Consider the following 15,894-nt stretch of genomic DNA (forward strand, 5'->3'; position numbering starts at 1 on the left):
ATGCCGCTTGGCCACTTCAGGCGGCTGACGGCGACCACAGATCTCGCCGGAACGGCAAGTGCTCTGCCGCCTGCTCGCGGTAGTCGGCCAGCGCCTGCTCCTGCAGCGCCAGATGACGGGCAAGCAGGGCGCGCATTTCAGGATCGGCGATCCAGTGCGCAGAATGCACGGCGGTCGGCGTGAAGCCGCGTGACAGCTTGTGCTCGCCGCCGGCGCCGGGCTCGAAGCGTGCCAGGCCCTGCTGCAGGCAATAGGCAATGCCCTGGTAGAAGCAGAGTTCGAAGTGCAGGCTGTGGTAGTTGCCGCGGCAGCCCCAGTAGCGTCCATAGAGCGCTTCGTCGCTGCGAAAACAGATCGCCACGGCCACCGGCAAGCCGTGATCGCGAGCGATGAAAGCGACCATGCAGCGACCCAGCGCCGTCCCCAGAGCGGCGAAACAGGCCGCCGAGAAAACGGCGTGATTGTTGAACTTCTCGAAGGTATCGGCGTAGAGGGCGTGCAGCAGCGGCCATTCGGCGGGATCGATCTGATCGCCGTGCCTGATTTCGATCGCCAGGCCGCTTTCCTGCACCCGCCGTCTTTCAGCGCGCACCTTGCGGCGCTTGGCGGCGCTGAAGCTCGCCAGATAGCCGTCAAAATCGCCACAACCCGGGTTGATCCAGTGGAACTGCACGTCGTGGCTGATCAACAAGCCCTCGCTCTGCAACATCCTTGCTTCGGCGTCGGCCGGCAAGGCCACGTGCCATGACGACAAACCGGCGCTGCTCAGCAGCGCCCTGGCGCCATCGAGCAAGGCCTGGCGAGCGCCAGTCGCCTGCGGCCCGGCGGCAACCAGCAAGCGTGGTCCGGCCACCGGCGTGTGCGGCAGGCAGCTCATCAACTTCGGGTAGTACTGTCGACCAAGCTGCCGATAGGCGGCGGCCCACGACCAGTCGTAGATGAAATCGCCATGCGAATGGGTCTTCAGGTAGAGCGGCAGAAGGCCGACGACGGCACCGCTTGCGTCGCTGGCCACCAGATGGCGAGCAGCCCATCCCCATTCGCGCGCCGCCGCGCCATGCTCCTCGATGATGGTCAGGAAATCGGCGTTCAGGAAAGGATGACCGGCAGGGCAGAGGCGATCCCACGCCCGGCGCGGAATCGCGCTCGCCGAAGGGACGGTGCTGATTGAGATGCGAGACGGCAAGCGGGTCTCCCGGAGCATGGCGGCAAGTTGGCGGATGCAGCAGGCGATCAGGAACACCGCGCCCGTAGCGATGAAACAGGCGGCAAGGGCCGGCGCGGCGCCAGCCCTTGCCGCCGGCTTCCTGCCCTCAGCGACTGGCCGCAGCTTCGGCCATCAGTTCACCGAAGACATAGGGCAGGATGCCACCCGACCAGTAGTACTGAACCTCGATCGGTGTATCGATGCGGCACAGCAGTGGGCGCTCCAGGCGCTCACCGTCGGCGCGTACGATGGCCAGGGTAAGGTTCTGCATGGGCATCAGATCCGGGCCCAGACCCAGGATCTCGAAGCTCTCGTCACCGCGCAGCTGCAGCACCGTCGCCGAGTCATCGGCCATGAACTGCAGTGGCAGCACACCCATGCCGACCAGGTTGGCGCGGTGAATGCGTTCGAAGCTGCGCGCAATCACCGCACGCACGCCGAGTAGCCGCGTTCCCTTGGCCGCCCAGTCGCGCGAAGAGCCGGTGCCGTACTCTTCGCCGGCGACGACGATGCTCGGCGTAGCGCGCTCAAGGTAGGCCATCGCCGCCTCGTAGACCGTCGTCTGCTGACCATCGAGCAGGGTATGGCCGCCCTCTGGTCGGCGCCCGGCGGCGTCTGCCGGCAACATCAGGTTGCGAATGCGGACGTTGGCAAAAGTGCCGCGCATCATGACTTCATGGTGCCCACGGCGTGCGCCATAGGAATTGAAGTCGGCGCGCTCGACGCCCTGGGCCTTGAGCCAGCTGCCCGCCGGCGTCGCCTCGCCGAAAGCACCGGCCGGCGAAATATGGTCGGTAGTCACCGAGTCGCCGAGCAGCAGCAGCGCGCGCGCACCGGTGATATCGCCTGCCGGCAGGGCGGGCAGCTCGAAAAATGGCGGGCGCGCGATGTAACTCGATGGCGGCCAGTCGTAGACCGCGCCGCTACGCGCCTGAATGGCATTCCACAGATCCTGATCGGCGCCGACATCGGCATAGCGACGGCGGAAGGTTTCCGGATCGAGCGCCAGAGGCAGCACCGCGTCGACTTCTTCCGACGTCGGCCAGATGTCGCGCAGAAAAACCGGCTGGCCATCGGCGCCGATGCCCAGGGCTTCGCTGTCGAGATCGATGTTGACGCGCCCGGCGATGGCGAAAGCCACCACCAGCGGCGGCGAAGCCAGATAATTGGCGCGCAGATTGGGATGGATGCGCGCCTCGAAATTGCGGTTGCCGGAAAGCACCGCCGCAACGACCAGCTGGTTCTCGGTGATCGCCTTGTTGAAGGCCGGATCGAGGTCGCCGGCGTTGCCGATGCAGGTCGTGCAACCGTAGCCGGCCAGCGCGAAGCCAAGTTCGGCGAGCGGTGCCAGCAGTTCCGCCTTCTCCAGGTAGTCGGTGACCACGCGTGAGCCGGGCGCCAGCGAAGTCTTGATGTGCGCCTGCACCTGCAGGCCACGGGCCACCGCTTTCCTGGCCAGCAATCCGGCGGCGATCATCACCGCCGGATTGCTGGTATTGGTGCACGAGGTGATCGCCGCAATCAGCACATCACCATTGCCAAGATCAACGCCGGGCCGTTCGCACGGGTAGCGCTGGGTCAGCGTCTCGGGCGGCCGGGCGAAGCCGTCATCCGCTTCCGGCGCGCTGAACAAGGCATTGAATTTGCTCGCCATATCGGGCAGCGCGATGCGGTCCTGCGGGCGCTTCGGGCCGGCCAGGGAGGGAACGATGCTGGCGAGGTCGAGGCGTACGCTGCGCGAGTAGTCGATCTGGCCAGCACGGGGAATGCCGAACAGTCCCTGGGCACGAAAATAGGCTTCGAAGAGCTCACAGTCGGCTTCGCTATGGCCGGTGGTGCGCAGGTAGCTGACGGTCTTCTGGTCAACCGGGAAGAAACCCATCGTCGCACCGTACTCGGGCGCCATATTGGCCAATGTCGCGCGGTCGGTGACGGTCAGGGTACTGGCACCCTCACCGAAATACTCGACGAAGGTACCGACCACTTTCTGGCGGCGCAACAGCTCGGTCACGGTCAGCACCAGATCGGTCGCCGTGACCCCTTCCCGCAAGCGCCCGACCAATTCGACGCCGACCACATCCGGAGTCAGAAAATAGACCGGCTGCCCGAGCATCGCCGCTTCGGCCTCGATGCCACCGACGCCCCAGCCGACGACGCCGACGGCATTGATCATCGTCGTGTGCGAGTCGGTACCGACCAGTGTGTCCGGAAAACACAGGCTGCCGCCTGCAGTTTCCTGGCGGCGAACGCCGGCGAAGAGATGTTCGAGGTTGACCTGGTGCACAATGCCCACGCCGGGAGGTACGACACGGAAGGTGTTGAAAGCCTGCATGCCCCACTTCATGAACTGATAGCGCTCGTGATTGCGCTCGAACTCCCGGCGCATGTTCTGCTCCAGCGCCTGCGGGGTGCCGTAGTGGTCAACCTGCACCGAATGATCGACGACCAGATCGACCGGTACCAGGGGCTCGATGCAGCGCGCATCGTGGCCGCTGGCCTGTGCTGCGTGGCGCATCGCCGCCAGATCGCAGAGCAACGGCACGCCGGTGAAATCCTGCAGCACCACACGCGCGACGACAAAGGGAATCTCCTCGCTGCGTGGTGCGCTTGGCTGCCACTGCGCGAGCTCGCGGATATTCCTCTCCGTGACCCGATGGCCATCGCAGTGGCGCAGCAGCGATTCCAGCACGATGCGCAGGGACACCGGCAGGCGGGCAATGTTGCCGATCTCGGCCGCGGCCAGCGCCGGCAGCGAGTAGAACAGCGCCTCCGGCTGAGCAGGCGGAGAGAAGCGGGACAGCGTATTGAACGGCGAATGCGACATGGAAGACCTCCGCAGGGTTGTGCACGAGATACACGAAACAATCGGGCCAACGTCGGACCGACATCGGGCAGCAGGCAATTGCGCAATCGGGCTCGTTTCCACCGCTGGACAAGCTGCCAACTCGGCCGGCGTGGCTTGGTGGCCGGCGTGGCTGGCGTGGCCTCCGCAATGGCAGCTGCGGGCGCAGTTCAGGTTGGCGACAGCTTAATAATAACCGCTAATCCAACGCCCTTCCCTTTCCAGGGAAAAGGCACGCCGCCCGACACCGTCCCGGCAACTGCCGCCCGGCAGTGCCTGCGCATTCGACAGGCTTTGTATACAATCCTTGCGTATCAACTTCGTGACGCTTCTTTCGAGCGCTCGTTTCCCTCACCCCAAGGAGACCCAAATGGCCGCAAAAATGATTCTGATGATCACCGGTGACTTCACCGAGGACTACGAAACGATGGTTCCCTTCCAGGCCCTGCAGATGGTCGGCCATACCGTGCACGCCGTCTGCCCGGGCAAAATTGGCGGCGAACAGGTACGCACCGCAATCCACGATTTCGAAGGCGACCAGACCTACAGCGAAAAGCCGGGACACCGCTTCACGCTCAACGCCGAGTTCGCCACCGTGAACGCCGAAGACTACGACGCGCTGGTCATTCCCGGTGGCCGCGCGCCCGAATACCTGCGCCTCGACCCGGCAGTGATCGCCATGGTTCAGCATTTCGCCAGCGCCGGCAAACCGATCGCCGCCATCTGCCACGGTGCGCAACTGCTGGCTGCCGCCGGTGTGCTGGCGGGGCGCTCGTGCTCCGCCTATCCAGCCTGCGCGCCCGAAGTCCGCGCGGCCGGTGGCAGCTTCGCCGACATCCCGATCGATGAGGCGCTGGTCGATGGCAATCTGGTCAGCGCACCGGCCTGGCCCGCACACGCAGACTGGCTGGCCAAATTCCTGAAAGTCCTCGGAACGCGCATCGAGCCATGAGGCGCTGACGGTCATGACATGTCGAGACACCCCTGATGATGAAAGTCATGACCGTTTCCCTCTTCCCCTGCCCCTTCTCCCGCGAGGGGAGAAGGGAGTTTCGTGAGTCGCTTGCGCGACTTTCACATTAACCCCCGGCGGGTGAGCCGCGGCTCACCACAGCTTGCGCGTATCGAGCCAGCTCACCCGTCCGGTGCGACGCTTGACTTCGTGGTACATGTGCGCGGTTCCGCCCGGGCCGTCGCCGCCACCGCCATCCCACAGGCAGATGAAACGCACCTTGTCGACCCCCCAGGCTAGGGCGGTGTACAGTAGCCAGAGGTTACAGCGCTCGAAAGCATTCGCCGCTTCGCCGCGCTCGTCCCTTGGCGGCGTACCGAGTTCCGCCGGCATGATCCGCGGCTCCTCGGCAAGCATGCTGGTCAGCGTGAAGTAGCGCTGCCGCCAGTGCTCGCCGTTGCTCGCCGGCAGAACCGAGCGCTCGATGAACTCGGGCTCCTCGAAAGGGAGCATCGCTTGCAGGCGGACGCCGCGCGCCTGACACGCTTCCAGAAACAGCAGGTCGCCGCCACTGGCGGCCTGCGCTAGCGCCAGGTCCCCTGGCCCCGCGGCGAGCTGATCGAGCGCCTCGGCGATCTTCGCTGCCGCCAGCGCCTCCTTCTCGGCAGCAAAACGCGGCGGTTGGCGGCCGGCGGAATCGATCATGTGACCGCTGAAGAGCAGCACCTGGCGGGGCTCGAACGGCGGACTGCTGCGCTCGATCTCGCGTTCGACGATGGCCAGCGCCGCAGCCGTCTCGGCTGGCCGGAAGTCGATATCGCGCAGAAGCTGCAGCGTCTGGCGACTCGAATCGAGCGCGAACCAGTCGCCGTTGGCCGCCGCCACCATGTTCGCGTACTCCTTGCCGATACTCGCCGGCGGATTGACCAGCAAACAGAGTTCGGCGTAGCTGGCGCGCGCCCAGTAGTCCTTGCGATTGCGCTCCTGGGCAGTCAGGCTGGCCCAGAGGACACCACCGATGAGGTTGTCGATCACCGTCTGGCTGGTCTCGCCGCCACAATGCTGGCGCAGAAGTTGCAAGGTCAGCGCGTTGATCCCCGAGTAATGATGCGCCGGGTCGGCGATGAAGGCCTGGTAGTAGGGGTCAATGGCCTCGCCAAGCGCCGCATTCTCATGCTTGGCGGCAGCGTGCATCTCTGCCGGCGTCAGCCCTGGCCGGCGCCAGCGCGCCAGCCAGTTCTCCTTTTCGACGCGCCCGAGCAGTGCCCAGCATTCGGCATCGCGAGGATAGTCACGGGTCAGTTGCCGCACCCATTCGCGCGCCTCCTCGAAGCGGCCCAGGCGACCCAGGCAGACCGCCTTTTTCTCCCGGCTGGCCTTGTCATCAGCGTCGATGGCCAGCGCCAGATCGAACTGCTCGAGCGCCAGCTGATACTGCTTGAGCTTGAGCAAGGCGTTGCCGGCGGTATGCTTGGCTTCACGGTGCAGGGCGCGGATTGGCGTCTCGTCGGCGAGCAGCAGAATATCGCCGGGACGGTTTTTCTGCCGCGCGATCTCCATTCGCCGATCCCAGCTGGCATGGGCGTCGGAAAACTCGTTGTGCTGTTCGAGCAGCAGCTGCCGCCACTGCGGCTGTTCAAGATTGGGAATGCGCTTAAAAACCGGGCTCACCTTGCGCCGCGTCGAGCTGGCCATGCTGGCCAGCGCCATCGCCGTCAAGGCGGCACAGTCAGCCGCCAGAGTGGCCGGGTCAGGGGCACCGTCGCGCAGCGTGTAGCGCAGCTTGCGATCGGTATAGGTGTCGAAGGGCTGGCTGGCCCGTGGCCCCTGCACCAGCACCACGCCACGCGCGCGCAGCGCGTGCCGGACACCGAGCTCATACCAGACATTGGGATTGTCCAGCGTCAGATCGGCGACCACCAGATCGGCGAGCAGCAGTTCCTGGAACATGTCATCCAGGATATCGCCGGGACGCTCCTCTTCGTCGGCCTTGAAAACTGCCATCCCGGCCGCCTTCAGCGCTGGCCAGATGTACTCGGCGTAGACCCGATTGAAGTCGATCAGCTGCCCATCGGGCCCGCGCTTGCTGCCGAAGGGCATGACGACGAAAGCGTGTGCCTTCATGCCTGCCTAAGCGTCATGACCTGTGCCGACACGCCAGTCAGCGCGCCGGCACAAGCCGTGAGGAAGCTGACGAGGACAAGGGCTGAGAGGAAAGACCGGAACTTCTGCATCATGGCGATCCTTTCTCAAGGATGGTTGATGGAAAAATGGCTGTGCGCGTCCCCTACCACAAGCGGCGGAGGCGACAAACGCACCTAGCGTTTCCGCGTCGCGCGTTGACGCCCGGCACTGGCCGCTGCCTTCGACGGCAGCGCTTTCGCCAACGCCGCCGCAACCGGCGTCGCACCATGCGGGCGATCGCCGCGCTGGCATGCGCCGGGCCTGAGGCCTTCAGCAAGGGCGATCAGGCGGTCGGCCGCCAACTGCCAGCCGCCGCCCCCGTGACCATGATCGTGAGCGAGGGAGCGAGCGTCACAGAATCGCGACAACAGGCAAATCTGCGCAAGCACCGAGTCGAGTTGCTTCGGCTTGAGGCAAAGAGAGGACAGCGTCTCCTGGTAAGCACGCGTCACTTCGTCGAACGCCAGTTGGCCGACAGCTCCGGACTGCATGAGCCGAGCATCGAGCAGGTGCTCGACGAGCAGCGCCTCAGGCTCGCGCATCGCGTCCCAGAAATCGGCACTGCGGGCGTAAGCGTCGCGGGCCGCGGAACGGCAGTAACGCGCCAGGGCAATGGCCTCGATGTCGGTGTTGGCCGCGTTGCCCTCCCCCTCCCCTTGCCGCTCGCCATCTGCCGGCACCAACAAAGCCTCGATCGCCAGCCGGTTGAGCGCGTTGTAGGATCGGAAAGCCGCATCGCCCGGCCGTCCCTCGCCTTGCCGGTAAAAACCAGCGCTGTCGCGCAAAGCCTGGTCCATCTGCGCCAGCGCGCCCTCACTTCCCAGCTGCCCCCCTTTGCTGCCCGCTTCGCTCACGCTTCCCGTCGCGGCGTCGGCGGCGAGCGCCCGGCGTGCAAAAACATTGGCCTTGCGCTTGGCAGCACTGCCGCGCAGTGCGCAACGTTCGCTATTGACCTGACCGCTAGCCGCCTCACCCGCCGCATGCGAGACCAGAGCGTCGAGAGCGCGCAGACGTTCGAGCGCGCTCTCGATCAAGTTCAGTGCGCTGCCGTCCTTATCGTCACCTTCGTCACCTTCATCCTGCTCGCCCATGCGCGCCTCGATATTGGCCAACTGCTCGATGTCGCGTATCGGCACCCGACCGTCACCATCTTCGGACTGGATCGCGTCGAGGTAAGCCGCCCGCGCCTTGGCGAATTCACCGAGGTCCGCCCACACGCTCGCCAGCGCCGACTGCAGGACCGGTAGGCGTAACCAGCCTGCCGGACAACGCTCCCTGAGCAAAGCCTCGATGCTGCTCACCTGCGCGTCAAGCTCGCGCCGGGTCTGCCGCTCACTGGCACGCGCCAGCGCCGCACGGCGACTGGACAGTTCGTCGAGCAATTCGTCGGGCGAGACATAGGCGACCGCGGCAGCGGCTTTGCCCGACAGGCGCGGCTCGGCCAGCCAACCCGGTTCGCCATAGGCCTGGTAGGCGCCCCAGGTGATGTCTTCGCGATTGGCCTGCCACACCGCCCGCCTGGCTTCGAAAACCGCCTGCCCGAAGGGGCGGCCTTCGAGCAGCAGGCTCTCGTAGAAAGCTTTGCCGAAGATCATCGCACCCTTGTCGTCCACTGCCCAGCCGGCAACGACCACGCAACGCACACCGATATTGATCAACTCGCGCGCGACGCTGGCCGCCAACAGGTTGCCGTCTTGCAGCGTGCGCTCGCCGCTGTTGTCGTTTGCTCCCTTGGCGCTGCCCGTATCGACCTTGCCAAGGTGGCAGCAGCTCAGGAAAACGAGTTCGGGCACGCTTTCCATGGCGCGGATCTCGGCGGCAGTAATCAACAGACCATCGGAAAGAACGACGCCCGAACGGCGGCAGCCATCGACGTGCTGCTGGTCGAAAATACCGTGCGCCGAGATATGCAGCAGCCGATAGGGCTGCTGGTAGAGGCGTGTCAGCACGTCAGATGCGTTGCGGTCGCTGCCGATCTCGGCGACTACCTGGTAGGCAAGGCCCTGCAGGATGGCAGCCACCTGCGTAGCTTCCTCCTCTGCGCCCGGCAGCGGTGGCGGGTCGAGGGCATCTGGCTGCCGCCGATCCGGAAAAGCCGCAACAAAACCGTCAACGGATGGATTGCCAACGACAAAGGCCGTGCGCTCCAGCCCCTGCCGCACCTGGCGACGGAACTGCATGGCCGCAAGCTGCCGTACCACCGGGGTACGCAAGGCCAGTGGCAGCTTTTCCCCCGCACCCCGCTGATCATCGGCAAACATCAATTCCCACGGCAGGTTGGCAGTGTAGTCGTCGACCACCAGGACGATGCTTTCGAGCTGTCGTGCGGCATCCTTGAAGTCGTGCGGCACCATCAACTGGAAGAGCACGCGACCGAAGTCCTCGCGCCACACCGGCCTCTGGATCTGCTGGCGCACGAGTTTTTCGACCAGGCCCGGTTGCCGCTGGAGGACCACCGACTCGGCGCGCGCACGCTGGCCGACGTAGAGAAAGCGTAGCCGTTCGGCGATCGCCGTGCGCTGTCGCGGCGCACCTTGCGAGGCGCCCCCTTGGCCAGTGTCGCCGGCCTTGGCGCCGTCGCACGCCGGCAGGCGAACGGCCAGGCCCTGCTCGTGGCGATCGGCGTCGGTGACGATCAGCCGTGGCCAGTAACTCGGATTGCCGCTGTCGAACAGGCGCCGACGCAGGCCTTCGCCCTGTTCGAGCTCCGGCCAACAGACCAGCGCCACGTCATAGCGCCGGGTCAGTTCGGCGAGCCGGTCGGGCATTCGCCGCAGCGCGTAGACGGCGGTAATCGCCGTATCCTGATAGAGCTCGACGATGTCAAGGCGAGCCACGCGAATATCGAGTCGTGTCGTCTCGTAGAAACGTGCGTTGGCTTCCATGACGCCACGCAACAACGCCTCGACAGACGCCGCGACCGAGAGGTTCGCCGAAGAGTTGTAACCGAGCAACAGCGCCGCCAGCGGCAGTTCGCGTTCGTCCTTGCCCAGGACGTCGATGACCTGCAGCAGGTAGCGCAGGACACCGGCGCGCACCGCCTCGATCAGATCGCCGACACTGAGGTTGCCGTCGTAGGCGCCAAGACCGGTAACAATCGCCCCAGTGAGGCTGCCGCGGCGGCGCTCCTGCTCGTTGGGAACGCGCAGGACGACGCTCGCCGTGCCGCGCGGGCCGGCGTAAAGGCCGAGGTTGTAGCGCTGGGTGAGGTCACCATCGAGTAGTTCGCTGTCGATCAGCGCCTCGGCGCCAGCAATCGGATCCTGCTCGTAGTGACCGAGCAGAACGGGTTGGGCCAGGAAACGCAGGTCCATGGCCTTGACCTTGACCTCCAGGCGGCGCTTCGGCCGCGCCGCGACACGACTGCGCGGCGAACCGCCGAGCAGACCGCGTGCCACGGCCTCGCCGCCGTCGAGCGTCGGCGGCCCGGCATCGTAGGTCAGCGGTAGCGGCTGCTCTTCGCCGCGCACCGCCGGCGGGCTGCTCAGCAGGGCGCTGGTGACGCCGCTGCTCAGCAGTTCGCCAAGCGCCGGAAAGTACGCGCTGGTCGACGGCAGATCGCCATGCTTGGCGGGCAGATAGTAGTGACTGGCGACATTGCCGATGCGCCCGGAAGCCCAGGTGACAGTGCCGTCGCCCTGGCTGGTGCCGACCATTTTCAGGCGCCCTTTCACCTCGCGTATTCCGCACGGGGTATTGCGCGCCACCCCAAAGACATAGACGGCTTTGCTTGCATAGGCCTCGGGGAGCGCCGGCCTTGCCTCGCCGTCCTGTTGCCAAAGCCAGTTCGCCGCGTCGAGCTGTGGCTGGCTCGGTGTCGCCGAATTGCCGTTTCCGAACCAGAAATCGAAGACTTTCTCCTGGTAGTTGACCCAGGTCTTGGCCAGCCAGAAATCCTGCTTGTCGTCGCCACCGTCGGGCTGCCCCTGGAAGGTATCGACGAAGCCGCGCTTGGGCAGCAACTGCAGCGCACCGCGAAAACCGGAGACGATCTGCAGCACTTCCCGCATATCGTGGCGAACGTCGAGACGCACCAGCGAGCGCAGCGTATCACCCTTGCCGAGCAGGTTCTCGACCATCGAGTAGGCGCCCTGATTGGGCGTCCCGAGCATCACCAGGCGCGCACCGTCGCGCGCCATCAGCGCGTCGAGCACTGCACGGCGCTTGTGAATGCTGGCGCGCACCACCAGTCCGCCCATGCTGTGCGCGAGCAGGCGCACCGGCTGCGTGGTCTCGCGCAGCAAGCGATCGAGGAATTCGGCAAAGCGCTCGGCGAGCACATCCAGCGGTTGCCGCCAGTCGTAGGCGAAGGGCTCGACGCGGTGACTGGCCGACAGATACGTGCAGATATCGCCGTAGAACATCTCGAACAGCTTCTCGGCCTCGACGCCCGACTGCTCCCAGGCAATTTTGCTCAGGCCACCGCTGGCGATATCCAGCGGGTCGAACCACACCCGGTCCTGACCATTCACCGACAGGTGCGAACCCATCACCCCGGGCAGCACGACAAGCACCGGCAAATCGGCACGAGGCGTCTCCGGCGAGCGCGATATGGCACGCTCAGCACGCGCAGCACGCCTGCGGCCTGCGCCCGAGCCCTCCTCCACCGCGCTTGCCTCGCCATCCGAGAAGGGACCCGGCAAGGCCTGGAAAGCCGTCAGCGGCAGGACCTCGCCGGCCACCAACCAGTCGCGCAGGGCAAGGCGCGTGTCGATGTTGGTGAAGTAGCGGAAATGCGAGACCTCGGCACCGCGATCGAACAGCGCCCGTGCCCGCGCCTGCGGCGCAATGCCGGCAAACATCGAGTCGCTATCGACCACCAGGTCGTTGTCGACGTTGTCGAAAAGCAGATAGTCGGTGAGCAGGACACCGAGACGTTTGAGCAGGTTGCCGCCTTCGATGTCGCCAGCGATCACCGCCATCTCGATCCCGGCGCGCACCGGTGCGTCGCGCAAGAGGCGCGCCATTGGTGAATCCGGCAACATCGCTTCGATGCCGGGAACCAGATGCGCGTTGGTGCGCTTGTGGGCGATTTCCAGCACCACCCGTTTGAAAGCCGAATAGAAGGGGTTGCCGAAAAAGAACGGCACCTGCCCGATCAGGGTCAGCATCCCGGACAGGAAGAGGTCCAGGTTGCCACTGGCCAGCCGCGTTCCCTGCGCCGGACTGGCCACCCGCACGTAGCGCTGCACGACCAGCTTCCTGTCCGCCAGCACCCTGGCCAGCTGGCGCAGTTGCTCGCGCTGCCCGGCGTGCGCCGAGTCGACGTCGCGACGCACGTCTTGCGCGGCAGCCTCGCTCTCGTAGGCGTCACCAGTGCCCGGCAGATCGGCTTTGTAGAGCTCGATCAGCGGATCGAAATCCTGCAGGCAGAGCAGGTCGGCAACCAGGCCGCCGCGCGAGTGCGAGACCAGGTTGAGCTGCAGGCCGTCAGGCAACACCGCCAGCAGCTCCAGGGCGTTCTCGATCGGGCTCTCGGAGAGCGTGCGGTGCTCGTAGGCGTAGATACCGCCGCTGAAATGGCGCTGCAGGACGCTCCACAGATCGCGCTCGTCGAGCGGCAGGTCGCCAAAACTGCCCACGGTATTGGAACCAGTCCCATGCACGAAAACCAGCACCGGCAGCTTCTCGGCAGCGGCGCGCTGCAGCTCGCGCTGCGCGCGCGCCAGCGCCTTGCTGTCTTGCGCCTCAGTGGCACTGCGTCCGCCGTCCCAGCAGTAAACACCGGTCGGCCGACCCAGCCGCGCCTCGATCGCCCACATCAGCGCCCTGGTACCCAGCCCGCTGACCCCCAGCTCGGCGCCGTCACCGTCACCGCCACCCTTGCCCAGCTCGCCAAGCTTCTTCTTCGCCGCCTCGATGATTTCGTCGCTGGCAGTCCCTACCGCCAGCGCAAAGACCTTGCTGATCAGGCCGCCGACCGCGTCCCCGAGCAGCCCGCGCGTCGCAGCCCCGTCGCCGCTCAGCTGATCGAACAGAATCTCCCCGTCGCTGCCGATCAGCTCGGGTCGGCTGCGCTCCAGCGAAGCCTTGAGCTTGCCGGCCGAGGTGATGAGAACACCGCCGTCGGCGAGTTCGATGACCAGCACCTCATCGCCCTGCGCCGCATACTGCTGGGCACTGACGCTGGCCCCGGCAGCGCGCAGCGCAGCACCGACTTCAAAACTCGCCCGCGTCTTCAGGTAGCCGGCCGGCAGGAAAGGATCCTCCGGCTCACCCGCCGACCGTCGAACGTTCTGCAGCAGTGCCGGCAACTGCTTCTCGTCGCTTTGCCGCCCAGTGAAGTTGAGAGTAGTGGTATCAGCCATCATCGCCTCCATCGAGTTCTTGCCACGCCAGGTCCCGGAGCGCCCTGGGTCGGCTCAGGTCGGCCTGTCACGCCAGGACATCTGGACAGGCTACAGAACCGCCATCAAGTGAAAATCTGGCGCTTGCGCGCATCCTCGCTGCCAAAAATCTGCGGGCTTTGCGGATACGATGCCGACGGCAGGTAGGTCGGGTTGATCGCCGCATGCCACTGCGCGTAAGTAGCGTTGGCCGGCAACTGTTTGAGCGCCTTCAGCGCGTAATAGGTGAAGGCGCCACAGGGGCGGCCCGCGATGCGCGCGTCGTAGCTGAAATTGTTCGGCCCCTCCTTGCAGCCCGCCAGCAGCAGATCGCCCATCATTCGCGACAGCGCGCCGGCAAACGGCGAGCCTCCCGCGGTCACCGGCACCGCCGTCAGCGGCTGGCCGCTGATGCCGTGCGGCAACTTGTTGGCCGCCAGCCAGTTGCCCATCGGCATAAAACGAGGACGCAGCGAATCGTCGGCGTCCGGGTCGGCAGCCGCGGCACGGGTCACGGTACCCGAGTGGCAACTGTCGGAGATCAACAGCAAGCGCACACCGGCCTTGCGCGCCGAAAACAGGGTGTTGATCTCGTCATCGATCAGCGCTCCCCCACCGGTCTGAATGTCGTAGGGGCAAAGCGCCTCGTCGAGGCCGTCAATCTCGTCGCCGTTGGTGTCGGGCACATAGGTCCCGTGTCCGGAATAGGTAATCACCAGCACATCGCCACTGACCCCGCCGGTAATCAGCGACTGGATGGCGTTGAACATCGCCGCCTTGGTGGCCTGGCTGTCGATCAGCTTGCTGACCGCAAAGCCACGCCCGGCGAGCTCGGCAGCCCAATCGTTGGCGTCGTTGACACAACCACTGAGATCCATGTGCGTACCGGGGTAGTTGTTGATCCCCATACAAAGTGCGCGCTTGCTCATAACTGCCTCCTGTCGATTGATCGGTGATGGTTGCTCGTGGACTGCGGACTGCAAACTACGGTCCTCAGTCTAGCAAGCGCACAGGCAATAACAAACCTCGCCGTTGCTCGGTCGGCTTGCCTGGCGTCGATGGCCATTACCGGTGCTGCGTAAACTCGCACCCACGCAGGTTTGACCACACTTGCCGAGAATAAGGATACTCTCCCCACATGCCACGAGATTTCCTATCCTTCAGTGGGTAGCAGCACGCTGCCGGGCAGCACTGAATCAGGTCGGCAAACGCTGCCCGGAAGCCCATCGACCGGGGCTTGCCACAATCTGCAGGAGGACTCCGATGAACACTGACCAACAGCCGACTATCGGCCTGTCCTTGTCCGGCGGCGGATTCCGGGCGACGCTTTTCGGCCTGGGCACTCTCTGGCGGCTCAACGAGGGCGGGCTGCTGCGCCGCCTGACGCGGATCAGCAGCGTTTCCGGCGGCTCGATTGTGGCCGGCGTGCTGGCTCACCGCTGGCGGCAACTCAACTTCGTCGACGATCAGGCCAGCAACTTCGAAGAAGTGGTCGCGCAACCGGTACGCGAGTTCTGCAATCAGACCATCGACGTCAGCACCGCCCTCCGCGGCCACCTGACGCCGTTCCGGTCGTCCGGCGAGATTCTGGCCAGGCGCTACGCCAAAGACCTGTTCGGCGAAACGCTGCTGCGTCAGATCGCAACCCCCGCCGAAAACCACGCGCCACGCTTCATCTTCTACGCCACGAACATGCAGACCGGGCGCAGCTTCCTTTTTCGTCAGGACTACATCGCGGACTGCGTCCTGGGTATTTCGTACAAGACTGAAGTGCCTCTCGCCGCGGCCATCGCCGCATCCAGCGCTGTCCCGCCGATCTTCTCGCCGGTGGTGCTGAAGACGGAAACCGGCGCCTGGGAGGAGCCACAGGGCAAGCTGGCCAATCTCGACCAGTTGCGCCAACGCATCGTGCTTGCCGACGGCCGCATCTCCGACAACATGGGAGTCGAAGCACTGCTCGACAAGCTTGATTTCGTTCTCGTCAGCGACGCCGGAGCACCCTTCGAGATCGACGAGTCGCCCTTCGAGGACGATCTGTTGCAGCTCGGCCGGGTGCGCGACATCCTGATCGAACAGACACGGGCGCTGCGCAGGCGCTCGCTGATTGGCGATTTTGAGAGCGGGGTTCGGCGCGGAGCTTACTGGGGAATCGGCAGTGCGATCGACGCCTACGACGATCATGATGCGCTGGCCAGCGACAACGCCGTCACCGCCGCGCTGCAGAATATCCCGACCCGGCTCAAGGCGTTCACGGCGAAGGAGCAGGGGCAATTGATCAACTGGGGCTACGCCCTCACCGACACCGCACTGCGCACGCGCACGGAGCTAGCGCTCGACGCGCCGCAGGGCTGGCCGGTCGGGGCGTGGCCGCTGCACTGAGAGG

7 protein-coding genes are annotated in these 15,894 nt (G+C 65.4%); 2 read left to right on the forward strand and 5 right to left on the reverse strand.

Annotation, left to right across the window (positions count from 1 at the left end):
* Positions 1-16: 16 nt before the first annotated feature.
* Both QZ648_RS09130 and acnA read right to left on the reverse strand, forming a co-directional pair.
* Entirely contained in the window at positions 17-1,186 is a 1,170-nt protein-coding gene (locus QZ648_RS09130) for a GNAT family N-acetyltransferase (protein WP_169067828.1), read from the reverse strand.
* A gap of 127 nt (positions 1,187-1,313) precedes the next feature.
* Positions 1,314-4,031: an aconitate hydratase AcnA gene (acnA, locus tag QZ648_RS09135; protein WP_169067827.1), complete on the reverse strand. Its 2,718-nt coding sequence runs from the start codon at positions 4,029-4,031 to the stop codon at positions 1,314-1,316.
* Positions 4,032-4,419: 388 nt separating this feature from the next.
* Here acnA and QZ648_RS09140 point away from each other — a divergent pair, with 388 nt between their 5' ends.
* Positions 4,420-5,001 carry a DJ-1/PfpI family protein gene (locus QZ648_RS09140; protein ID WP_169067826.1) on the forward strand — a complete coding sequence of 194 codons (582 nt, stop codon included), beginning with the start codon at positions 4,420-4,422 and terminating at the stop codon, positions 4,999-5,001.
* 153 nt (positions 5,002-5,154) lie between these two features.
* Here the strand turns inward: QZ648_RS09140 and QZ648_RS09145 are convergent, their stop codons facing one another.
* From QZ648_RS09145 to QZ648_RS09155, 3 genes are all read right to left on the reverse strand, one after another.
* Complete coding sequence (locus QZ648_RS09145; protein ID WP_169067825.1) at positions 5,155-7,125, reverse strand: tetratricopeptide repeat protein; 1,971 nt, start codon at positions 7,123-7,125, stop codon at positions 5,155-5,157.
* A 194-nt stretch (positions 7,126-7,319) separates the two neighbouring features.
* On the reverse strand, positions 7,320-13,493 hold the full coding sequence (locus tag QZ648_RS09150) for a CHAT domain-containing protein (RefSeq protein WP_291996804.1): 6,174 nt from the start codon (positions 13,491-13,493) through the stop codon (positions 7,320-7,322).
* 104 nt (positions 13,494-13,597) lie between these two features.
* A complete protein-coding gene (locus QZ648_RS09155; RefSeq protein WP_169067822.1) occupies positions 13,598-14,440 on the reverse strand; it encodes a caspase family protein in 843 nt (280 codons plus the stop codon).
* A 334-nt stretch (positions 14,441-14,774) separates the two neighbouring features.
* Here QZ648_RS09155 and QZ648_RS09160 point away from each other — a divergent pair, with 334 nt between their 5' ends.
* A complete protein-coding gene (locus QZ648_RS09160; RefSeq protein WP_291996805.1) occupies positions 14,775-15,890 on the forward strand; it encodes a patatin-like phospholipase family protein in 1,116 nt (371 codons plus the stop codon).
* Positions 15,891-15,894 lie beyond the last annotated feature (4 nt).

The sequence above is a fragment of the Candidatus Accumulibacter sp. ACC012 genome (assembly GCF_907163155.1).
Taxonomy (GTDB): domain Bacteria; phylum Pseudomonadota; class Gammaproteobacteria; order Burkholderiales; family Rhodocyclaceae; genus Accumulibacter; species Accumulibacter delftensis.

What these genes read in the sequence shown, in the direction of transcription:
- QZ648_RS09140 (WP_169067826.1), top strand. Translation starts at nt 4,420, where the DNA reads ATGGCCGCAAAAATGATTCTGATGATCACCGGTGACTTCACCGAGGAC.
- QZ648_RS09160 (WP_291996805.1), top strand. Translation starts at nt 14,775, where the DNA reads ATGAACACTGACCAACAGCCGACTATCGGCCTGTCCTTGTCCGGCGGC.
- acnA (WP_169067827.1), bottom strand. Translation starts at nt 4,031, where the DNA reads ATGTCGCATTCGCCGTTCAATACGCTGTCCCGCTTCTCTCCGCCTGCT.
- QZ648_RS09145 (WP_169067825.1), bottom strand. Translation starts at nt 7,125, where the DNA reads ATGAAGGCACACGCTTTCGTCGTCATGCCCTTCGGCAGCAAGCGCGGG.
- QZ648_RS09150 (WP_291996804.1), bottom strand. Translation starts at nt 13,493, where the DNA reads ATGGCTGATACCACTACTCTCAACTTCACTGGGCGGCAAAGCGACGAG.
- QZ648_RS09155 (WP_169067822.1), bottom strand. Translation starts at nt 14,440, where the DNA reads ATGAGCAAGCGCGCACTTTGTATGGGGATCAACAACTACCCCGGTACG.